Below are 19,766 nucleotides of genomic sequence, written 5' to 3'. Positions count from 1 at the left end.
TCGCAGGCGGGCGCCAGCGCCATTCATGCCATGGCCCGTGCGCGCGTGCCAGCGCCGTCAGGCCCCCAATGCGATCAGAAGGGGTTCCAGGTGGGATTGGGGGTGAACTTGAGGTAGCCGAGATTGGCCCCGAGGCGCACGCCCACGCCCGAACGGATCGGAACCACCACGATCCCGTCGGCGCCAAGCGCGGTCATGCCGAATCCCGCGACGAGATAGGCCGAGCCGGAAATGCCGCCGAAGCGGCGGAAGATGTCGTCCACGCTCTTGAGGTTGTAGACGAGGATCATGGTGCGAGCGCCGTCGCCGCCGAAGTCCCAGCCTACCGAGGGGCCCTGCCAGTAGACCTTCAGGTCGCCGGCGTTGCGGGTGTAGAGCACGCCCTCGCCGTAGCGCAGGCCGCCGATGAAGGCGCCGGCGCCCTCCTGGCCGAGGATATAGCCGTTGGGCTGGCCCCACTGGCCCACCGCCTTTTCGATGGACAGCGCCAGCCCGCGGGAAACGCTGCCGAAGAAGGAATGGCCCTTGCTCACCAGTTCGTTGGTTGAATAGTTCTGCGGCGCCGGCCCCTGTTGTGCGGCGGCCGGGGTGAGCCCGGCGGCGAGCGGCAGGCCAGAGACAACGCCCATGGCGACCGCGAGCGCGCGGGCGGTCTTCAGGAGGCTCCGGGGGAAGCGGACAGAAGAGAAGCGCACGGAAGCAAAGCGCATGGGGTCTCTCGCGGTGGGCTTCGGCCGGAGGGCTTCAGCGGGCGGGCGGTGAAATTCGCAAACAGCGGGACGAATCGGTTCGATTATGGCGACCAGTGTGACCGCGCAAAGGCGCGCCGTCGCTTGTCCCGAGCCGTTGCATCACAATCACCATGGTGATTGCGTGTTATCGGAGCGTTAATCGGCGGTGCGCCCGCGGGCCGGGCCGCCGGCACCCCAGGCGATGAAACCGTGCACCTTGTAGCTGGCGTCCGCATGCCCATAGGTGAGCGGGCTGCCGTCCGGACGGGTGACGCTGCCGCCCGCCGCAGCGACGAGGGCATGGCCGGCGGCGCTGTCCCACTCCATCACGGTCCCGAGCCGGGGATAAAGGTCCACCTTGCCCTCGGCGAGCAGGCCGAACTTGAGCGCCGAACCGGCGGGTATGCGCTCTGCCACCTGATAGCGGCCGATCAGCGCGTCCGTGGCGGGATCACCATGGGAGCGGCTGGCCGCCACCACGATCGGCCCCTCGGGCACCTGGCGGCAGGCGATGGGTGTCCAGTCCTGCGCATCCACCGCCGCGCCGGGCGCGCGGATGGCGCGGAAGGCGGCGCCGGGCCGGCCGGCGAACAGCAGCGCCCGCGCCGGGGCATAGACGATGCCGAGCACCGGCGTGCCGTCCTCCACCAGCGCGATATTCACCGTGTACTCGCCGTTGCCGGAGATGAACTCCTTGGTGCCGTCGAGGGGATCGACCAGCACGAAGCGGTTACCGCAATCGACCTGCGCGCCCAGCGCCATGGCCTCTTCCGCCACCACCGGCACGCCGGGCAAGAGGTGGGCGAGGGCGGCGCAGATGATCTCTTCCGCCGCATGGTCGGCCGCCGTCACCGGGCTGAGGTCCGCCTTGTGGCGGGCGTCGATGCCCTCCGCCTCGATGCGCCGGATGGCGACGCCGGCCGCCAGCGCCGCCTCGGCCAGCCCCGCGAGGATGGCGGCATCGGTAGGCGCGGGGGAGCGGGGAGGGCGCTGGGTCATGGTCGGATCTCGATGGGCTCGTTTCGGCCGTCTCTAGACGGGCGCGGACCGCATGTCGATGCGGCGCAGGGGGGCGCTGCTTGTGGCCCTTCCCGGCGGCGGTGTATCAGGGCCGGCCGTCCTTCGAGACGGATTCGCCATTTCGAGACGCATGCGGTGCCCGGCGCCGTCTCCGTCGCCGCCCCGGGAAACGTCATGTCCGCCGACGCCCCCCGCATCCCGCTTGCCGTTTCCGCGCTCGATCTCGGCGCGCTCCTGTGCTCGCGGGTCTGCCACGACGTGATCAGCCCGGTGGGCGCCATCGTCAACGGTCTCGAGGTTCTCGAGGACGAGAACGCCGCCGACATGCGCGACGTGGCCCTCGACCTCATCGCCAAGAGCGCCCGGCAGGCCTCGGCCCGGCTCCAGTTCACCCGCCTCGCCTTCGGGGCGGCGGGTTCGGCCGGCGCCCGCCTCGACACGGGGGATGCCGAGCAGGTGGTGCGCGGCGTGGTCGAGGATCAGCGCACGTCGCTGGAATGGACGCTGCCGCGTGTGCTGCTGCCCAAGAACCGGGTGAAGCTGCTGCTCAACCTCGTCCTGCTCGCCGGCACCACCGTGCCGCGGGGTGGCGTCATCCGCGTCACCGGGGCGGGGGAGGGGGACGACGTGACCTTCGCTCTCGTCTCCACCGGCCAGAGCGCCCGTATTCCGCAGGGCATCGAGGCGCTGGCGACGGGCACCCTTCCCGAGGGTGGGCTCGATGCCCATTCCGTCCAGCCCTTCTATGCCGGGCTTCTCGCCCGCGACTGCGGCCTTTCGATCGGCTTCACCCAGGACGGTGATACGGTTACGCTCTCTGCCGCCTGACCGTCGCCCGAGGAAAGCCCCCATGCGTCTGGCCGCACGCCTGCTTCTGCGTCTCGCGCTGCTCTGCGGCGTGCTGGCGCTTGCAGGTGCGGCCGGTGCCCACGCGAGCTGTCCCCATGAGATGGCGCCGGGCGCGCAGGCGGAGGTGAGCCCGCACGAGGTGACGGCGCATGTTGCGCCAGTCACTTCGACCGCGCCCGAGAAGCGTCCTTCTACCCACAGCCCTGCGGGCCCCCGGGCGACGGCCCAGCCCGTGGTGCCGGCGCATCTGGGTCATGCCGGCGGCGCCTCCATGCCGGCGGGACCGTCCTGCTGCTCCGGCTGGGGATGCCTGATGACCTGCCACTGGGTCGCGCCGGCGCTCGACCTCGCGACTGGGCCGAACGGACCCGGCCAGCGTCTCGCCTTTTCGTCCGCAAGCGACAGGCCGGCCCACGGACCCGAGGTCCAACTCCCGCCGCCCAGACCGCGCGCCTGACGGCTACGGCGCCGGCCGAGGGCGCCGGAACGGACATTTCATCATTCAGGAGAGACCCCATGCGGTCCCGCACTTTCGCGGCGCGCTCTCGCGCGGCCGTGCCCTTGACCTTTGCTGCCGTCGTTGTCGCCGGCCTTGTGTCCATCAACCCGGCGGCGGCCCAGTCGGCCGTGCCCGGCGGACCGATGATGCACGACATGCAGAATATGCCCCACGCCATGGGCGGGCCGGCCTCGACTGCGGCCGACACCCCCTCCACGGCCGCGTTCAAGGCCGCCGGGGTGCAGATGCACAAGGACATGGACATCGCCTATTCCGGCGACACCGACATCGACTTCGTGCGCGGCATGATCCCCCACCACGAAGGCGCCGTCGCCATGGCCAAGGTGGAACTCGCCTTCGGCAAGGACCCCGAGATCCGCAAGCTCGCGGAGGGGATCATCAAGGCGCAGGAGGAGGAGATCGCCTTCATGAAGGCCTGGCTCGCCCGCGCCGAGGCCCGCGCGAAGGCGAAGTAGCCGGAGCCCCAAAACGCAAGAGGTTCCGAAACGCAAGAGGTTCCAAAACGCAAGAGGCCCCGCTGGAGCGGGGCCTCTTGACGAGAAGGAAAGGGAAAGGGCAGTCGGGTCAGACGGCGATGCGCTCGGCACCATGCATGGGCTCGCGCAGGACGTAGCCGCGGCCCCAGACCGTCTCGATGTAGTTCTTGCCGGCGGACGCGTTTGCCAGCTTCTTGCGCAGCTTGCAGATGAACACGTCGATGATCTTGAGCTCGGGCTCGTCCATGCCGCCGTAGAGATGGTTCAGGAACATCTCCTTGGTGAGGGTGGTGCCCTTGCGGAGCGAGAGCAGCTCCAGCATCTGATATTCCTTGCCGGTGAGGTGGACGCGGTTGCCCTCCACCTCGACGGTCTTGGTGTCCAGGTTGACGATCAGGTCGCCGGTCTGGATCACCGACTGGGCATGGCCCTTGGAGCGGCGCACGATCGCGTGGATGCGGGCGACCATCTCGTCCTTGTGGAAGGGCTTGGTGAGGTAATCGTCGGCACCGAAGCCGAAGCCCTTCACCTTGTCTTCCGTATTGGCGAGACCCGAGAGGATGAGGATCGGCGTCTTCACCTTCGCCACGCGAAGGGAGCGCAAGACCTCGAACCCGGACATGTCGGGCAAATTCAGGTCAAGAAGGATGATGTCGTACTCGTAGACCTTACCGAGGTCCACGCCTTCCTCACCGAGGTTGGTCGTATAGACGTTGAAGCTCTCGGTCTTCAGCATCAATTCGATGCCTCGGGCCGTAGCACTGTCGTCCTCGATGAGCAAGACGCGCATGGCTATCCCTTTCCTCGCAACTAGCCGAAAGGCGGCGGCGCCGACTTTCGTTGCTCGGCCATCGGGGTGATTCGCGTTACGTGTGTAGAATCGTTAACAGAACTCGATTCCTACCCACAAGAGTCTGCGGAAAAATCTTTGTGCATGAGAGTCAAGACTGACTCTGTTTCAGGCACTTAAGGTTTTTCCACAGCCCTCACGCAAACCGCCCGACCACCCCTCGCCCGAGCCCCTTGATCCGGCGTCCGGCTGAGCGCGCGGCGGCGCATCACCCGAACCGTAGCGTCATCATTAACGAAGGCGGTAAACGATTGGTTGCCGACGGCGTGATCCGTACGATTTTCCTGCCATGGCGACGCCGAAGGTAAGGAAAGGGCAACCAGCACAGGACATTCTCATTCCCGGAGGCCTCAGGCGCACACGGGCGGGCGTTGAGGGGCTGCGTCATTTGTACCGGAGTAGACGCCGATGAAGTCGCGTGACCCCCTGATCCGTGCCAAGCGGTTCCAGATCGACGATGCGCGCCGGCGCCTCGCGCAGATCGACACGATGATCGCCGAGTTCGAGCGCATGGCCCAGGAACTCGACCGCGACATCGCCGCCGAGGAGGCGCGCTCCGGCATCACCGATCCGCGCCATTTCGCCTATCCGCCGCTGGCGCTCGCCGCGCGCAACCGCCGGGACAATCTCCGCCGCTCCGCGGACGACCTTAAGGTGCAGCAGGACGAGGCCAAGGCCACGCTCACCGAAGCGGAAGCCGATCTCGCGCTGGTGGAGGCGGCCGGAGAGATGGACCGTTCCGCGCGTGTGGACAACGCAACCCGCCGTCCGCCGCTCAGGCCCGCCGCGCCGGTGCGCTTCTGAACGCGGTATGGCTTGAGTTTCAAGGGGGTAGGCAGGTAGCCTTTGCTGCGGTGCGGCAGACGATTTTTCTCGTCCACGGGCGGTTCCTGCAACCTTGAGGCTTCCATTCGGGTCTACCGCTCCGGTACCTTCTGCTCGGCCAAACCCCGAGCACGAGTGTTCCGTGACTCCCCACCGCAAGGTCCATGCCCTCGTCGACGCGGTTGCCGCGGGCGACCTGCGCGCGTTCGAAGAGCTTTACCGGCTGACCAGCCCGAAGCTCTACGGCATCGTGCTGCGCCTGCTGCGCCGGCCCGAGCTTGCCTCGGAGGCCATGCGGCAGGCCTACCGGCGGGTGCGGTCCGAGGCGCATACCCTTCGTCAGAATGAAGACCCGGTGTGCTGGATGGTCTCCATCGCCCGCGGCTGCGCCCTCGACATGGCCTGGCAGCGGCCGGTGGGCGACGCCTTCGAGCCGTTCGACGTCGCCCAGCGCGGCCATGATCCGATCGCCTCGCCGCACCGCAGCCCGGCTTTGACGCGCCTCCTGACCTGCCTCGGACGACTGCCCGAGGAGCGGCGCCGGATGCTGCTGCTCGCCTTCTATGACGGCTGGAGCTACGAGGCGCTCTCGGTCTATTTCGACGCGCCCGCGCCGGCCATCCGCGCCTGGATGGCCCGCAGCATCCACCAGTTGGGCGAGTTCTTGGGGCGGCGGTCATGAGGTTCACCCCATGAGCCGGGCCTCTCCCGATCGCCTGCCCGAGCGTGTGGCGCCGCCTGATGCGGACCGCATCCTCGCCGCCGAGTACGTGCTCGGCACCCTCGACAATGAGGACCGTCGCCGGGTGCGTGCCCGCTGCGCCGCCGAGCCGCAGTTTGCCGCTCTGGTCCGCCTGTGGGAGCGCCGGCTGGCGCCGCTGCATGAACTGGCCGTGCCGGTCATTCCCTCGCCGGAGATCTGGCGGGCCATCGCCTCGGATCTGAGGAGCGCCCCGCCCGCCCTGCGCGGGGCCACCCTGCCGCGCGGCATGTCGCCCTCGCCCGATCCGCCCCGCCGGCCGGCCATGCCGGAAGGCCGGCCTCTGCGTTCGGCGGCAGGGACGGGGGAGGGGGCAGTCGCACGGGTGCGCCGGCTGTTCGGCATTGGCCGGGGCGCCGAGCCGGGGCGTGTCGAGCCTTCGCGTGGGGCGGAACGGCCGTCCCGCCGCCGGGCCTTCCCGCCGCTCGAAGCCGGTCTAGGGCCGCCCCAGCCGATGGAGACCCCACGGGTGCCGGCCGGGCCGATCCGCGACACGAGGTCGGCGGGCCTGTTGCCTCAGGTGACGTCCCAGTTGTCCCGTCCCCCGTCGCCAGGACCAGGGACTGTGCCGACGGCTGCGCGGTTGCCGGAGGCGTCCGCGCCCCTGCAACTGGTCGCGCCTCCACCCCGCCCCCGCCCGTCGCCCGAGCCGCTCACGCCGCCGCCAGCCTTCATGTTCCTGGAGCCCGATCCGCAGCCGGAGCCGGAGCCCGTCGCGGAGGCGTCGCCCACGCCGGTCGGGGGCAGCACGCCTGCGGAAGCGTCACCGGCCGCGGAGAGCCTTCCGCCGTCCGGATCCGTGGCTGAGCCGGACGCCGTCGTTCCGGAGCCGCCCGTGGTGGAGCCGACGGCCCCAGCGGTTTCCGAGGGCGCGCCCGATGCGGCCGAGCCCGCGCCCGTCGCCCCCGCTCCTGCGCCGACGCCGGTTGAAACGGAGCCGGCCACTATGGAGGCCGCTCTGTCGCCCGTCGCTGAAGGGGTACCTGAACCTGTCGCTGCGCCCATGGCGTTGGACGTGACCGAGGCCACGGAGCAGAAGCCGGACGAAGAGGCGGAGGCTGTCGCGCCGCCTGCCGTGCTCGCAGATGCCGCCGAGGTGTCTTCCCTTGAGCCCGCCCCTCAGGACGCGCCGTCGAGCGAGGCCCCGTCGGCTGATCCTGCCGCCGGGGAGAAGGCAGAGGAGGCGCCGCTGCCCGGATGGGCAACCGAGGTCGCTTCCGGTGAGGTGTCGGCGCTGCCGGACGAGCCGAGCGCGCCCACGCGCGTCGTCGTGCGTCATGGTCCCTGGCGCGGGATTTCGCTTCTGCTCGCGCTGCTCTGCCTGGGGCTGGGCGGTGTGGCAGCCTATCGCGAGTGGGTCTGGCCCGGTGAGGGCTATTGGGTCGCTGTGATGCAGGCGGAGCCGCTGCCCGCGGTGTCGGTGCGGATCGACCCCGATAGCGGCGCCGTGCATGTGCGGTCGTTCGCCCCGGCACCACCGGACGGCGAGACCTATCGCCTGTGGCTGGTCTCTCCCACCGCCGGCGCGCGGCTGATCGGCGCCTTCTCGTCAGGCTTGTCCGAACGCGTGCCCGAACTCGCGCGGCTTGGCCGGAAGGGGCTTTCGGGCACCGAGCTGGTGGTGACGCGTGAGCCGGCCGACCGGCCGGATACGACAAAGGGGCCTGAGGCAACCGTGGTCTATCGCGGCCGGCTGGTGCCGGAATGAGCGTCCTCTAGCGCGAGGGCTCCGCGGCGATCGCGCCGTGACCCGGCGTCTCCCGCGGCGCGCTCGGGACCTCACCCGATGGCAACTGCGCCATGGCGGTGCGGTTGCGGCCCAGCGCCTTGCCGGAATAGAGCGCGCCATCGGCCGCAATGATGAGGTCGGCGATGGTGTCCGGCCCGCTGCTCCCCGGCAGATAGGTCGCCGCCCCGACGGTGAGCGTGACGCCGATGTCGTGGGAAGCCACCTCGCGGAGCTGCGCTTCCACCAGCAGGCGCAATCGCTCGGCTATGGCATGGGCGCCTTTCGCATCGGCTCCTGGCAGAAGGATGCAGAATTCTTCGCCGCCATAGCGCCCCGCGACGTCATTGGAGCGGATGCTCTGCGGCACGACGGCCGCAAAGCGCTTCAGCGCGAGGTCGCCCACGTCGTGGCCGAAGCGGTCGTTGACCGACTTGAAGTGGTCGAGGTCGGCGAGCAGCAGCGAGAAGGGCATGCGCCGGGCACGCGCGGACCGCAACAACTCCTCCCCGCGCTGCAGGATCGAGCGGCGATTGAGCAGGCCGGTGAGGTCGTCGAGGGAGGCGACCTTCTCGAGCACCATGTAAAGACTGCCGAAGGTCCAGCAGATGGCAAGGCCAAGGCCGACGATGGCGATCAGCACTTCCACGGGGCCATCGCCCGGCAGCGGAACGATGCCGAACTGCACCCCCAAGCCCCGCAGCGTGTAGCCGATGGCCAGAACCATCAACACCAAGGCCGATGCGACGCGGGAAATGATCGGTCCCCCGCCGGGCGTCTGCAGCAGGGCGCGTCCCGCTGTCGCAGTCCAGCAACCGACCAGGACCGAAGTGATGGTCACGCGATCGGCGAGGTTGTTGCCGCTCCACAGCGACAGGCCGAGGAGGCCGGTTCCCAGCGCTGTCACCACCGCCACCGCGGCCAGCCTCGGCGTGCGCTCATCAAGCGTGCGAATTCCGCTGTAGATGAGCCCCATGCCGATGAGGATGCAGCCATTGCCGATCAGCACGCTCGCCGGAAGGCCGATGTCGATGCGCGCGGCAAGGAAAACGCAGCCGGTAGTGAGGAACAGGTTGGCGAGCGACCAGACGAACAGGCAGGACTGCCGCAATCGCCATCCCGCCAGAAGTTGAAGGCCTGCCAGAAGCAGGCCCACCACGGCCGAGACCGACAGCACAGTCTGGACCTGAAAATCCATGTCTGGGGCCGCTCCGGGGGGCGTTGAACCACACGCGGGGAGAAAAATAGGTTGTATGCGCCAATAGCGTGTAGTCGACGTGCGCACAAGTCGGTCGTCCTACTATTGTACGGCGTAATTTTGTTTCCGATGGCTGACTTTGTTTCCACAGATTGCCGAGGAGTGCCCGCGGCCGGTGAATACGGCACAGGCGTCTCTTGGCCGTGCTTTCGGGGCGCCCGGCCTTCGCTATGATGCGACCGCGCATGGGCCGGCGGCGCTGTGCCGTGCGCGAAAAGTGCCAGCGAGGACAATATGGCCGATCCGACCCTTCCCCGCCCTGTCGACCGCGCGCTGGATCCGGGCTTCCGCCACGGCCAGTCCACCGAGCCAAACTATTCGGGTGTCACGTCCTTCCTGCGCCGTCGCTATGCCCGTGACGGCGGGGGAGCAGAGGTGGTGGTGTGGGGCGTGCCGCTCGATGTGGCGGTGTCGAACCGGCCCGGCACCCGCTTCGGGCCGCGCGCCCTCCGCGCCGCGTCCTCCATCCTCGACGGCGATCCCTTCTATCCCTTCGGCTTCGACCCGTTCGAGACGCTGGACGTCGCGGATGGCGGCGACTGCGTGTTCGACTACGGCCTGCCGGCGGGCATCCCCGGCGCCATCGCCGCTCAAGCTGCCGCCCACTACGCCCGCGGCAGCCACCTCGTAACCCTCGGCGGCGACCATTTCCTGACCTACCCCATCCTGCGGGCGCTGACGGCGCGGCTCGGGCAGCCGGTGGCGCTGGTGCAGTTCGATGCCCATCAGGACACATGGGACGACAACGGGGACCGCGTGGACCACGGCACCATGATCACCCGCGCCGTGAAGGACGGACTGATCCGGGTGGACCGCTCGATTCAGGTGGGCATCCGGACCCATGCGCCCCGCAGCTACGGCATCGAGATCGTGCATGGCAACGTGGCCGGCGAAATGGGCCCCGCTGCTTTGGCCCGGCATATCTGCGATCGGGTGGGTGACGCGCCGGTCTATGTCAGCTTCGACATCGATGCCCTCGACCCCGCCTTTGCGCCCGGCACCGGGACGCCGGTGTGTGGCGGTCTCTCCACCCGTGAGGTGATGGCCTGCCTCAGGCGCCTCGGTGCGCTCGACCTCAAGGGGTTCGACGTGGTGGAGGTATCCCCGCCTTACGACCATGCGGAGATCACGGCGCTCGCCGGTGCGACGCTGGCCTCGCTCTATCTGTGCCTGCTGGCCGAGCGCAAGGAGGGGGGGCGCTCGCCCGCGCTGTAGCTCCGTCCCGCGGGGGGGCTTGTACCCTTTTGCGGGCGGACGGGATAAGGGAGGGCGCTCAGCGCACACAGGCTGGATTCGGGAAGGCAAGAGATGGGAAAGCGGCCAGGCATCTCGGCCTATATTCTCCCCGCCCTGGGGTTGCTGCTCGCTCTCGTCTTCCTGCTGTGGCCCGACGTTGGACCGGGGACACCGGGCGTGCTCGCGGCTGGCTCGGTCGCGCTCCTGTGCGGCTCCGCCTTCTCGGCGGTCGGGCACGCCGACGTCGTGGCGGCCCGGCTGGGGCAGCCATGGGGCACGCTGCTCCTCACCCTGTCCGTGACCATCATCGAGGTGTCGGTGATGGCATCCATGATGCTCAACGGCGAAAACAACCCGACGCTTGCCCGCGAGTCCGTGCTGTCGGTGCTGATGATCGTGAACGCCGGAATCGTCGGCCTGTGCCTCCTGCTCGGCAGCATCCGGCACCGCGAGCAGACGATCCAGCAACAGGGCGCGTCGGGCTATCTGTCTGCCATCATCGCGCTCGGTGTGATGCTGCTGATCCTGCCCAACGAGACGCACGCAGGGGCGACAGGCGCCTTCTCGCTGTTTCAGCTCGTCTACATGTCGCTGATCGCTATCGCGCTCTATGCCGCCTTTCTCTACATGCAGACGGTGCGCTATCGCGAGCATTTCGCCGGGCAGGCGGAAGGCCACGGCGAACCGGTGCCGGGCCTCTCCGCCTTCCTGCTCGCCATCGGCATGCTGCTGGCGAGTCTCGCCGCGGTGGTGGCGCTCTCCGGCCAGGTCGCCGCGACCTTCGAGGATTTCCTGGCCCAGTTCTCGCTGGAAGATCCTGACGCCGTGACCGGCGCGCTGGTCGCGACGCTCATCCTCCTTCCGGAATGCATCAGCGCGGTGCGCGCCGCCGCCCGCAATCATCTGCAGCACTCGCTCAACATCGCGCTGGGCTCGGCGCTCGCCACGGTGTCGCTGACCATCCCGGCCATGGCGTTCATCAGCGTCATGATCGGACGCTCCATGGTGCTCGGCCTCGACAACGAGGACCGCACCATGCTGCTGCTCACCTTCGTCCTTTCCGTGCTCTCCTTCGGCACCGGAAAGACCAATGCGCTCAACGGGGTGATCCACCTCATCGTGTTCTGCGTCTATGTGATGCTGCTGTTCGCCCCCTAAAGAGCCGGTCGGTGGCTGTCCGGCGGTGGACATCGGGCGGGGCGAGTGGCATGTTCCGCGCGACTTGAACGAGGCGCGGGCCGTGAAGAATTTTCTGCTCTACATCTTCACCTGGTGGAACAAGCAGACCGTCGGCACCATGTGGTGGACGAAGCGCTTCGGCGAGCTCGTGGGCGAGGACGAGTTCGGCAATCGCTACTATCGCACCAAGGGCGGCAAGATCGATCCGACGCTGGGTTTCGAGCGCCGCTGGGTCATCTATCCCGGCTATGCCGAGGCCTCGACGATTCCTCCGGGCTGGTGGGGCTGGATGCACCATCGTGTGGATACGCCGCCGGTGGATGAGACCTATACCGCCCGCTCCTGGCAGAAGCCGCATCGCCGCAACATGACCGGCACGCCCGGCGCCTACCGTCCCAAGGGCTCGGTGCTGGCCGGTGGCCTGCGTCCCCGCGTCACCGGCGATTACAAGGCCTGGACGCCCGGCGAATAGGCCGGCGCCTCGGCGTCCCGCGGTACTTCTGCACGGTCTCCTTTCTGTGAAGCCTCCTCCGGGCGCCGCCTTGCCACCGCCCGATTCAGGCGGTCAGAAGGGGAGAAGGGCCGGCCCGCTTCCCGGCGTTGCCGCCTTCATTCCACGGGTTCACAGACTGATGCGCTTCCTCTGCTCCGTTTCGCTGTTGGCCGCCGGCCTGATCGCCGCCGCGATGCCTCAGGCGCTGGCGCAGAGCCGCGGCACCATCGAGCAGACCCCGCTGCCGCCGCCCGGAACCATTCCCAACCAGCGTCCGCTGCCCCAGGTGCCCAACAGCGTTCCGGTGATCGCGGCCCCGCCCGCGGCGCCCGCGCAGCGACCGGCGGCCCCCGCCGCAATCCAGCGCGGTCCGGCGCCCCCGCCGCCTCCGGCCGCTGCCCAGCAGCCCCCCGCAGGCATGCAGCCCGCGCCTCCTGGGGATGAGGGTGACGTGGTGGTGGTGCAGCCGCCGACTCAGAAGATCGCCAACGCCTATGCGGTCTATGCCGGCCTCGACAAGATCACCGGGCGCATCACCTCGTTCGATATCGCCATCGGCGAGACGGCCCAGTTCGGCGCTCTGCAGGTGACGCCGCGCGTCTGCTACACGCGTCCCGCCACCGAGACGCAGAACACCACCTCCTTCACCGAGGTGAACGAGGTGACATTGCAGGGGCAGGCCAAGCGCATCTTCACCGGCTGGATGTTCGCGGCGAGCCCGGGCCTGCACGCGGTGGAGCACCCGATCTATGACGTGTGGCTGATCGGCTGCAAGGCGGCCTCGCCCGTTACCGCCCGGGGCCAGCAGTAGAAATCGCCCTCCACCTCAAGGGCGTTCTCCAGCAGCTTGTGATAGTGCCGCCGCGACACCTCGATCGCCCCGAAGGTCTTGAGGTGGCTGGTGACGAATTGCGTATCGAGCAGCCGGAAGCCGCCGGCGATCAGCCGCCCCACCAGATGCACCAGCGCCACCTTGGAGGCGTCCCGCTCGCGGTGGAACATGCTCTCGCCGAAGAACGCGCCGCCCAGCCGCACGCCGTAAAGGCCGCCTACGAGCTTCCCGTCGTGCCATGCTTCCACCGTGTGGCAGCGCCCGCGGGCGAACAATTCGCCATAGAGGCGGCGAATGGGATCGTTGATCCAGGTCTTGTCGCGGCCTTCCTGCGGCTCGGCGCAGCCGTCGATGACCGCCTCGAAATCGCTGTCCACGCGCACCTCGAACTTGTCCGCGCGCACCGTTCGGGCGAGCCGGGAGGAGACGTGGAAGGCGTCGAGGGGGATGATGCCGCGCCGCTCGGGCTCGATCCAGTAGAGGCCGGGATCATCGGCGCTCTCGGCCATCGGGAAGATGCCGCAGGCATAGGCCTTCAGCAGCACATCGGGCGTGATCTCGACGATCTGGTCGTTCGGCCGGCTCATGACGGGTCATCCTACCAGCAAATCGAGCGGCCGTGTGGCGCGGCGGCGTGCCGGCGGTCTCCCCGGGCCAACCGCGACCCATTGACACGCGCGGCGCGCAAACGGGTCGCCGACGTCAGCCCCGCTTGAGGAAGTCGCCGATGCGCCGCACCGCCTCCGCCATGTCCGGCCCCGAGCCGGCATAGGAGAAGCGCAGGAACTGGCGGCCGTGGAACGGGTCGAAATCCACGCCGGGCGTCGCCGCCACATGGGCGGCATCGAGCAGGCTGCGGGCAAAGACCGCCGAATCGTCGGTGAAGTCGGAGACGTCGGCATAGAGGTAGAAGGCGCCATCCGCTGGCAGGAAGCGGCCGAGACCGGCAGCGGGCAGCCCCTCGGTGAGGATGCGGCGGTTCTCCAAGTAGGTCGCCTTCACCTGATCCATCTCGGCGCGGCCCTCGAAGGCGGCGTCGGCGGCGATCTGCGACAGGGTCGGCACGGAAATGGAGAAGTTCTGCTGCAGCCGTTCCATGGTGCGCGAGACGCCGGGTGGCACCACCATCCAGCCGACGCGCCAGCCGGTCATGCAGAAGTATTTGGAGAAGGAGTTGATGACGGTGACGTCCTCGCCGATCTCCACCGCGCTCACGGCCGGGAAGGCATAGTCGAGGCCGTGGTAGATCTCGTCGGAGACGAAGGCGAGGCCGAGGTCGCGGGCGCAGGCATGGAGCGCCGTCAGGGCAGCCCGGTCCATCATGGTGCCGGTGGGATTGGCGGGGCTCGCCACCAGAACGCCCTTGAGCGGCGCGGCGCGATGCGCTTCCAGGAGGCGCTCGGGGGTGAGGGCGTGGCGGTCCTCCGCGCGGGTCTCGATCAGCACCGGCTCGCAGCCGAGCGCGGACAGGACGTGACGATAGGGCGGGTAACCCGGTGCGGCGATGGCGACGCGATCCCCCGGCTCGAACAGCGCGAGAAAGGCGAGGATGAAGCCGCCGGACGACCCGTTGGTCACGACGATCCGCTCCGGATCGACCGAGACGCCGTGCTGCTCCGCGTAGTGGCGGGCGATGCGCGCGCGAAGGGCAGGGATGCCGAGGGCGGCGGTATAGCCCACCTGTCCGGCCGCAAGCGCCGCCGCCGCCGCCTGCCGGGCCACGAGCGGGGCGGGGGCCGCCGGCTGGCCCACCTCCAGATGGATGACATGCCCGCCCTGCGCCTCGATCCGGGCGGCGTGCTCCATCACGTCCATGACGATGAAGGGCTCGACGGCGCTGCGCCGGGAGAGAAGAGGGAGACCGTTCGGCATAGTCGAATTTCCGTTGCGCTCGGGCGGCGTGCGCCGCGCAGATGCCCGCGTTGCCGTGCTGCCGCCTTATTCTGCCTGTCCCTGAGGCGGGTTCGCCCCAACGTGAAGGCCAGCGGATTGACCTTGGCATCTGCCAAAGCCAGTGTCCGGCAGTCTCGTAGCCTGTGCCCCGGAGCGAGCCAAGGCGGATATTGCTGTGGTCCCTGCGTGAATGGCGGCTTGCGTGGTGGTTGACGGAATGGATCGAACCCGAGCGGATATGCGGATCGGAACTGGAAAGCGTGCCCGGCACGGGCTTCGTGCCGCCGGACGCATGCTTTGCCTCGCCGCCGCGACCGCTCTACCGTTCCAGGCGACATGGATGGGCGCTGCCCAGGCACAGGAGCAGGCGCCCCGCTCGGCGCCGCAGACCATCCAGGACACCGAGATCGAGGCCCTGCTGAAGGACTACACCCGTCCGATCCTGAAGGCCGCAGGCCTCGCGCAGCAGAATGTGGAGGTGGTGCTCATCTCCAGCCGCGCCTTCAATGCCTTCGTGGCGGACGGCCGGCGCATTTTCGTGAACACGGGCGCCCTCGTCGATTCGGTGACGCCCAACCAGATCATCGGCGTGCTCGCCCACGAGACCGGCCATATCGCCGGCGGCCACCTCGCCCGCATGCGCGAGCAACTGGCCGGCGCCCAGACCATGGCCATCGTCGCCATGCTTCTGGCGGCGGGCGGTGTCGCGGCCGGCGCAGCGAGCGGCATGAACGGCCGGGACGTGGGCAATGTGGGCGCAGCCGCGATATCAGCACCGCAGGAGATGATCCGCCGCTCGCTGCTCTCCTACCAGCGCGGCGAGGAGGCGGCTGCCGATCGGTCGGCGGTGAAGTATCTCAACGCCACCGGTCAGTCGTCCAAGGGCATGCTGGAGACGTTCGAGCGCTTCCAGAACGACCAGCTCTTCATCAGCCAGCGGATCGATCCCTACGTCCTGAGCCACCCGATGGCGCGCGAGCGTATTGGCGCGCTGGAACAGCTCGCCAAGTCCAGCCCCTACTACAACGTCAAGGACCCGCCGGCCCTGCAGGCGCGCCACGACATGATGCGGGCGAAGCTCATCGGCTTCATGGAGCGGCCGGAGGCCGTGGCGCGGCGCTACCCGCCGTCAGATACCTCCATGGCAGCGCAGTATGCGCGCGCCATCTCGGCCTACCGTTTTGGCAACGTCGATTCGTCCATCCGTCAGATCGATGCGCTGATCGCCAAGGAGCCCTCGAACCCCTACTTTCAGGAGCTGAAAGGTCAGGCGCTGCTGGAGGCGGGGCGGGCGGGCGATGCGGTCGGTCCGCTGCGCAAGGCCGTTCAGATGACCAACGGCGCGCCGCTCATCCGGGCGATGCTGGGGCAGGCGCTCGTGCAGTCGGGCAATCAGGCGAACACCCAGGAGGCGATCCGGGAGCTGATACAGGCGACGCAGCGCGATCCCAATTCGCCTTCGGCCTGGCGGTCCCTCGCGCTCGCCTACGGTCGCACCGGCGACATTGCCAATGCAGACCTGGCCTCGGCGCAGTCCTATTTCGCGTCCGGTGACTTCAAGCTCGGCCGGGAACTCGCGGCCCGCGCCCGGACGAAGTTTCCGCAGGGGTCGCCCGGCTGGCTCAAGGCCGACGATCTCGTGAATTTCAAACCGCCCGCATCTGCCGCAAACCAGCGCTGATGCCCAAAGACAGCTTTTCACCCAAGGAGCCCCGCATGTTCTCCCCCACGGGCCTGGCCCGCACCGGTTTCCGGCACCTCGCCGCCCGCCTCTCTGCGCTGGCGTTGGCTGCCGTGCCGGCCTTCTTCCTCGCCGCCAGCCCGGCCGCGGCCTTCACGGACGAGGAGAAGAAGGAACTCGGCGGCATCATCCGCGAGTATCTGATCCAGAATCCGGAAGTCCTCCAGGAGGCCATCTCCGTGCTGGAAAGCCGTCAGATGGTGGCCGATGCGACCCAGCGCAGCAAGGCGGTCGCGGAACTGAAGCCGCTCCTCCTGTCCAGCCCGCGCGGCATCGTCGCCGGCAACCCGCAGGGCGACGTCACGCTGGTTGAGTTCTTCGACTACAATTGCGGCTATTGCAAAAAGGCGCTGTCGGACCTTCAGGACCTCATCAAGCAGGATCCGAAGCTGCGCGTGGTGCTGAAGGAATTCCCGGTCCTCGGCCAGGGCTCGGTCGAGGCGGCGCAGGTGGCCGTGGCCGTGCGTATGGTTGCCCCCGAGAAGTACATGGCCTTCCATCAGGCCCTGCTCGGCGGCCGTGGCCAGGCCGATCGCGCCAAGGCGCTGGCGGCGGCCAAGGAGGTCGGCATCGACCCCGCGCTGATCCAGAAGCAGTCCACCTCGCCCGAGCTGAACGCGACCCTCGACGAGAGCATGAAGATCGCCGAGGCGCTGTCGCTGAACGGCACGCCGTCCTACGTGGTCGGCGATCAGGTGGTGATCGGTGCCGTCGGCTTCGACAAGCTGAAGGCCGCCATCGCCAACGCCCGCAGCAAGCAGCCGGCGGCGAAATAAGAGGGGCAACCCGCCCGATGCCCGCGGACTCGGTCTAGCCTTCACATGGCAGACCGTCCCGCGGGCGCTCTTTCCATCGGGCGCGCGCACCCCTATAAGGCTGCGACCCGGCCGACAGGAGGCCGGTGGCAGATCACGCACGGATGACAGACACTGTCCACGTCCTGAACGGGCCCAACCTCAACCTGCTCGGAACCCGCGAGCCCGGCATCTATGGCGCGGCGACGCTTGCCGATGTCGAGGCGCTGTGCCGGGCCGAGGGCGAGGCGCTGGGCTTCGACATCGTCTTCCGCCAGACCAATTCGGAAGGCGCGCTGGTGGATTTCATCCAGGCGGCCCGTGGAGCGCGGGGGATTGTCCTCAATGCCGCTGCCTACACCCACACCTCCGTCGCGCTGCGCGACGCGGTGTCCGCGGTGGCGGTGCCGACCATTGAGGTCCATCTGTCCAACGTGTTCGCGCGGGAAGACTTCCGCCACCATTCCTACCTGTCGCCCGTCGTCCGCGGAGTGATCTGCGGCTTCGGACCCCAGAGCTATGTGCTGGGCCTGCGCGCCATCGCCGGCCTGCCGCAGACCCCTTAGATCCCCCAACGCCCTCGCGCGGCCCGACGGCCAGCCAGAGCCAGGAACATCATGAAGCCCTCCAACCCTCCCATCGACACCGCCATCGTCAAGGAGATCGCCGATCTCCTCTCGGGCAGCGACCTGACCGAGATCGAGGTGGAGCACGAGGGCCTGCGCATCCGCGTGGTGCGCGCGCCCGCCTCGGTTACCATCGCCCAGGGTGCACCCTACGCCGCTCCCTATCCGGCTGGCGCGCCCGTCGCGGCGGTTGCCCCGGCTGTCGCGGCCGAGGCTCCGGCGGACCTCTCCAAGCATCCCGGCGTCGTTGCCTCCCCCATGGTGGGCACCGCCTATCTCGCCGCCGAGCCCGGTGCGCCCCCCTTCATCGAGGTGGGCACCAGCGTGCGCGAGGGGCAGACCGTGCTCATCGTCGAGGCGATGAAGACCATGAACGCCATTCCCGCGCCGCGGTCCGGTACCGTCACGCGCATCCTCGTGGGCAACGCGCAGCCGGTGGAATACGGCGAGCCCCTGCTCATCATCGAATGAGCGCGCCCGCGAGGCACGCACACACCGGCAGGCACCCACGAGGCAGGCACCCAAAAGGTACGCACCGCTGATGTTCAGAAAAATCCTCATCGCCAACCGCGGCGAGATCGCGCTGCGCATCCTGCGCGCCTGCAAGGAGCTGGGCATTGCGACGGTGGCGGTGCACTCCACCGCCGACGCCGACGCCATGCATGTGCGCCTCGCGGATGAGAGCGTGTGCATCGGCCCGCCGCCGGCCCGCGAGAGCTATCTCAACATCCCCTCGCTGCTCGCCGCCTGCGAGATCACCGGGGCGGATGCGGTGCATCCGGGTTACGGCTTCCTCGCCGAGAACGCCCGCTTCGCCGAGATCCTTGCCGATCACAACATCCACTTCATCGGCCCCAAGGCGGAGCACATCCGCATCATGGGCGACAAGATCGAGGCCAAGAAGACGGCCCAGGCCCTCGGCATCCCCGTGGTGCCCGGCTCCGATGGCGGCATCCATTCGGACGAGGAAGCCCACCGCGTCGCGGCCGAGATCGGCTTCCCGGTTCTGGTGAAGGCGGCTGCCGGCGGCGGCGGGCGCGGCATGAAGGTGGCGATGACCGCCGACGACCTGTCGCAGGCCCTCTCCACGGCCCGCACGGAGGCTAAGGCGGCCTTTGGCGACGATGCCGTTTATCTTGAGAAGTATCTCTCCACCCCGCGCCACATCGAGGTGCAGGTGCTGGGCGACGGCAAGGGCCACGCCATCCATCTCGGCGAGCGCGACTGCTCGCTCCAGCGCCGCCATCAGAAGGTGTGGGAAGAAGCGCCGTCCCCGGTCATCACCGCCGCCCAGCGGGCCGAGATCGGCGAGACCTGCGCCGCGGCCATGCGCAAGCTCGGCTATATCGGCGTCGGCACCATCGAGTTCCTGTACGAGAACGGGAACTTCTACTTCATCGAGATGAACACCCGCATCCAGGTGGAGCATCCGGTGACGGAGATGGTCACGGGCATCGATCTCATCAACGAGCAGATCCGCGTCGCCGCGGGCGAGCCGCTGACCCTGACGCAGAAGGATGTGGTGATCGAGGGCCATGCCATCGAGTGCCGCGTGAATGCGGAGCACCCGACCACCTTCCGCCCGTCGCCCGGCAAGATCACGCACTATCACGTGCCCGGCGGCCTCGGCATCCGCGTCGATTCCAACGCCTATCAGGGCTACGTCATTCCCCCCACCTACGACAGCCTCGTGGGCAAGCTCATCGTTCACGGCAAGACGCGGGACGAGTGCCTGCGCCGCCTGCGCCGTGCGCTGGACGAGTTCGTGGTGGACGGCATCGACACGACGCTGCCGCTGTTCCGCACGCTGGTGCGCACCCGCGACGTCGCCGAGGGCCAGTACGACATCCACTGGCTGGAGCACTTCCTTGCCGAGGGCGAAGGCAAGAACATCGTCTGAGGCAAGGCGAACTGAGCACCAGCAGACGAAAAAGCCCGGCCAAGTGCCGGGCTTTTG

At 68.6% G+C, this 19,766-nt stretch carries 20 protein-coding genes; 14 read left to right on the top strand and 6 right to left on the bottom strand.

Annotated elements, in window-relative coordinates; all coding sequences use genetic code 11:
- Nucleotides 1-74 precede the first annotated feature (74 nt).
- Together EJ105_RS12735 and cysQ are read right to left on the bottom strand one after the other, a co-directional pair.
- Entirely contained in the window at nt 75-629 is a 555-nt protein-coding gene (locus EJ105_RS12735) for a DUF1134 domain-containing protein (RefSeq protein WP_250166740.1), read from the bottom strand.
- Nucleotides 630-887: 258 nt separating this feature from the next.
- Complete coding sequence (cysQ, locus tag EJ105_RS12730) at nt 888-1,730, bottom strand: 3'(2'),5'-bisphosphate nucleotidase CysQ (RefSeq protein ID WP_250166625.1); 843 nt, start codon at nt 1,728-1,730, stop codon at nt 888-890.
- A 195-nt stretch (nt 1,731-1,925) separates the two neighbouring features.
- Here cysQ and chpT point away from each other — a divergent pair, with 195 nt between their 5' ends.
- Nucleotides 1,926-2,579, top strand: a complete 654-nt coding sequence (gene chpT, locus EJ105_RS12725) for a histidine phosphotransferase ChpT (RefSeq protein WP_029557995.1) — start codon at nt 1,926-1,928, stop codon at nt 2,577-2,579.
- Between the two features lie 675 nt (nt 2,580-3,254).
- The gene (copM, locus tag EJ105_RS12720) at nt 3,255-3,575 is read left to right on the top strand and encodes a CopM family metallochaperone (RefSeq protein ID WP_431192965.1); all 321 of its coding nucleotides are present in this window, start codon (nt 3,255-3,257) and stop codon (nt 3,573-3,575) included.
- Between the two features lie 109 nt (nt 3,576-3,684).
- On the opposite strand, the gene ctrA is transcribed toward copM, so the two are convergent.
- Nucleotides 3,685-4,386 (bottom strand): response regulator transcription factor CtrA, encoded by a 702-nt coding sequence (gene ctrA, locus EJ105_RS12715; protein WP_024279602.1) that lies wholly within the window; start codon nt 4,384-4,386, stop codon nt 3,685-3,687.
- A 468-nt stretch (nt 4,387-4,854) separates the two neighbouring features.
- Between ctrA and EJ105_RS12710 the strand changes: the two genes are divergently transcribed.
- The 3 genes from EJ105_RS12710 (at nt 4,855) to EJ105_RS12700 (ending at nt 7,739) form a co-directional block, all read left to right on the top strand.
- Nucleotides 4,855-5,250, top strand: a complete 396-nt coding sequence (locus EJ105_RS12710) for a flagellar export protein FliJ (RefSeq protein ID WP_024279601.1) — start codon at nt 4,855-4,857, stop codon at nt 5,248-5,250.
- 163 nt (nt 5,251-5,413) lie between these two features.
- Nucleotides 5,414-5,953 (top strand): RNA polymerase sigma factor, encoded by a 540-nt coding sequence (locus EJ105_RS28010; RefSeq protein ID WP_024279600.1) that lies wholly within the window; start codon nt 5,414-5,416, stop codon nt 5,951-5,953.
- Nucleotides 5,954-5,963: 10 nt separating this feature from the next.
- The gene (locus tag EJ105_RS12700; RefSeq protein ID WP_250166624.1) at nt 5,964-7,739 is read left to right on the top strand and encodes a hypothetical protein; all 1,776 of its coding nucleotides are present in this window, start codon (nt 5,964-5,966) and stop codon (nt 7,737-7,739) included.
- 7 nt (nt 7,740-7,746) lie between these two features.
- On the opposite strand, the gene EJ105_RS12695 is transcribed toward EJ105_RS12700, so the two are convergent.
- On the bottom strand, nt 7,747-8,955 hold the full coding sequence (locus EJ105_RS12695) for a GGDEF domain-containing protein (protein WP_250166623.1): 1,209 nt from the start codon (nt 8,953-8,955) through the stop codon (nt 7,747-7,749).
- Nucleotides 8,956-9,249: 294 nt separating this feature from the next.
- On the opposite strand from EJ105_RS12695, the gene speB reads away from it, so the two are divergent.
- The 4 genes from speB to EJ105_RS12675 all read left to right on the top strand — a co-directional run bounded on the left by speB (nt 9,250) and on the right by EJ105_RS12675 (nt 12,734).
- A complete protein-coding gene (speB, locus tag EJ105_RS12690; protein WP_029557999.1) occupies nt 9,250-10,230 on the top strand; it encodes an agmatinase in 981 nt (326 codons plus the stop codon).
- Nucleotides 10,231-10,323: 93 nt separating this feature from the next.
- Complete coding sequence (locus tag EJ105_RS12685; RefSeq protein ID WP_250166622.1) at nt 10,324-11,409, top strand: calcium:cation antiporter; 1,086 nt, start codon at nt 10,324-10,326, stop codon at nt 11,407-11,409.
- 82 nt (nt 11,410-11,491) lie between these two features.
- Nucleotides 11,492-11,902: an NADH:ubiquinone oxidoreductase subunit NDUFA12 gene (locus EJ105_RS12680; protein WP_024279594.1), complete on the top strand. Its 411-nt coding sequence runs from the start codon at nt 11,492-11,494 to the stop codon at nt 11,900-11,902.
- A gap of 160 nt (nt 11,903-12,062) precedes the next feature.
- Nucleotides 12,063-12,734 (top strand): DUF2155 domain-containing protein, encoded by a 672-nt coding sequence (locus tag EJ105_RS12675; RefSeq protein WP_250166621.1) that lies wholly within the window; start codon nt 12,063-12,065, stop codon nt 12,732-12,734.
- Here EJ105_RS12675 and aat read toward each other — a convergent pair.
- Together aat and EJ105_RS12665 are read right to left on the bottom strand one after the other, a co-directional pair.
- Complete coding sequence (gene aat, locus EJ105_RS12670; protein WP_250166620.1) at nt 12,671-13,342, bottom strand: leucyl/phenylalanyl-tRNA--protein transferase; 672 nt, start codon at nt 13,340-13,342, stop codon at nt 12,671-12,673. The genes EJ105_RS12675 and aat overlap by 64 nt on opposite strands.
- Nucleotides 13,343-13,457: 115 nt before the next feature.
- Nucleotides 13,458-14,627: a pyridoxal phosphate-dependent aminotransferase gene (locus EJ105_RS12665; protein WP_250166619.1), complete on the bottom strand. Its 1,170-nt coding sequence runs from the start codon at nt 14,625-14,627 to the stop codon at nt 13,458-13,460.
- Between the two features lie 313 nt (nt 14,628-14,940).
- Between EJ105_RS12665 and EJ105_RS12660 the strand changes: the two genes are divergently transcribed.
- From EJ105_RS12660 to accC, 5 genes are all read left to right on the top strand, one after another.
- Nucleotides 14,941-16,329 carry a M48 family metalloprotease gene (locus EJ105_RS12660; RefSeq protein WP_394042162.1) on the top strand — a complete coding sequence of 463 codons (1,389 nt, stop codon included), beginning with the start codon at nt 14,941-14,943 and terminating at the stop codon, nt 16,327-16,329.
- Nucleotides 16,330-16,364: 35 nt separating this feature from the next.
- Entirely contained in the window at nt 16,365-17,165 is an 801-nt protein-coding gene (locus EJ105_RS12655) for a DsbA family protein (protein ID WP_250166617.1), read from the top strand.
- Nucleotides 17,166-17,308: 143 nt separating this feature from the next.
- Nucleotides 17,309-17,749, top strand: coding sequence for a type II 3-dehydroquinate dehydratase (gene aroQ, locus EJ105_RS12650; RefSeq protein ID WP_250166616.1), 441 nt, complete (start codon nt 17,309-17,311; stop codon nt 17,747-17,749).
- 51 nt (nt 17,750-17,800) lie between these two features.
- On the top strand, nt 17,801-18,280 hold the full coding sequence (accB, locus tag EJ105_RS12645; RefSeq protein WP_024279587.1) for an acetyl-CoA carboxylase biotin carboxyl carrier protein: 480 nt from the start codon (nt 17,801-17,803) through the stop codon (nt 18,278-18,280).
- Between the two features lie 70 nt (nt 18,281-18,350).
- On the top strand, nt 18,351-19,709 hold the full coding sequence (gene accC, locus EJ105_RS12640; RefSeq protein WP_029558006.1) for an acetyl-CoA carboxylase biotin carboxylase subunit: 1,359 nt from the start codon (nt 18,351-18,353) through the stop codon (nt 19,707-19,709).
- Nucleotides 19,710-19,766 lie beyond the last annotated feature (57 nt).

The organism is Xanthobacter aminoxidans (assembly GCF_023571765.1).
Classification (GTDB): Bacteria; Pseudomonadota; Alphaproteobacteria; order Rhizobiales; family Xanthobacteraceae; genus Xanthobacter; species Xanthobacter aminoxidans.
This window is presented reverse-complemented; position numbering and strand designations above follow the sequence as displayed.

Coding starts and splice junctions, on each gene's coding strand:
- EJ105_RS12735 (WP_250166740.1), bottom strand. CDS start 629: ATGGGCGTTGTCTCTGGCCTGCCGCTCGCCGCCGGGCTCACCCCGGCC.
- cysQ (WP_250166625.1), bottom strand. CDS start 1,730: ATGACCCAGCGCCCTCCCCGCTCCCCCGCGCCTACCGATGCCGCCATC.
- chpT (WP_029557995.1), top strand. CDS start 1,926: ATGTCCGCCGACGCCCCCCGCATCCCGCTTGCCGTTTCCGCGCTCGAT.
- copM (WP_431192965.1), top strand. CDS start 3,255: ATGCAGAATATGCCCCACGCCATGGGCGGGCCGGCCTCGACTGCGGCC.
- ctrA (WP_024279602.1), bottom strand. CDS start 4,386: ATGCGCGTCTTGCTCATCGAGGACGACAGTGCTACGGCCCGAGGCATC.
- EJ105_RS12710 (WP_024279601.1), top strand. CDS start 4,855: ATGAAGTCGCGTGACCCCCTGATCCGTGCCAAGCGGTTCCAGATCGAC.
- EJ105_RS12700 (WP_250166624.1), top strand. CDS start 5,964: ATGAGCCGGGCCTCTCCCGATCGCCTGCCCGAGCGTGTGGCGCCGCCT.
- EJ105_RS12695 (WP_250166623.1), bottom strand. CDS start 8,955: ATGGATTTTCAGGTCCAGACTGTGCTGTCGGTCTCGGCCGTGGTGGGC.
- speB (WP_029557999.1), top strand. CDS start 9,250: ATGGCCGATCCGACCCTTCCCCGCCCTGTCGACCGCGCGCTGGATCCG.
- EJ105_RS12685 (WP_250166622.1), top strand. CDS start 10,324: ATGGGAAAGCGGCCAGGCATCTCGGCCTATATTCTCCCCGCCCTGGGG.
- EJ105_RS12675 (WP_250166621.1), top strand. CDS start 12,063: ATGCGCTTCCTCTGCTCCGTTTCGCTGTTGGCCGCCGGCCTGATCGCC.
- aat (WP_250166620.1), bottom strand. CDS start 13,342: ATGAGCCGGCCGAACGACCAGATCGTCGAGATCACGCCCGATGTGCTG.
- EJ105_RS12665 (WP_250166619.1), bottom strand. CDS start 14,627: ATGCCGAACGGTCTCCCTCTTCTCTCCCGGCGCAGCGCCGTCGAGCCC.
- EJ105_RS12660 (WP_394042162.1), top strand. CDS start 14,941: ATGCTTTGCCTCGCCGCCGCGACCGCTCTACCGTTCCAGGCGACATGG.
- EJ105_RS12655 (WP_250166617.1), top strand. CDS start 16,365: ATGTTCTCCCCCACGGGCCTGGCCCGCACCGGTTTCCGGCACCTCGCC.
- aroQ (WP_250166616.1), top strand. CDS start 17,309: ATGACAGACACTGTCCACGTCCTGAACGGGCCCAACCTCAACCTGCTC.
- accB (WP_024279587.1), top strand. CDS start 17,801: ATGAAGCCCTCCAACCCTCCCATCGACACCGCCATCGTCAAGGAGATC.
- accC (WP_029558006.1), top strand. CDS start 18,351: ATGTTCAGAAAAATCCTCATCGCCAACCGCGGCGAGATCGCGCTGCGC.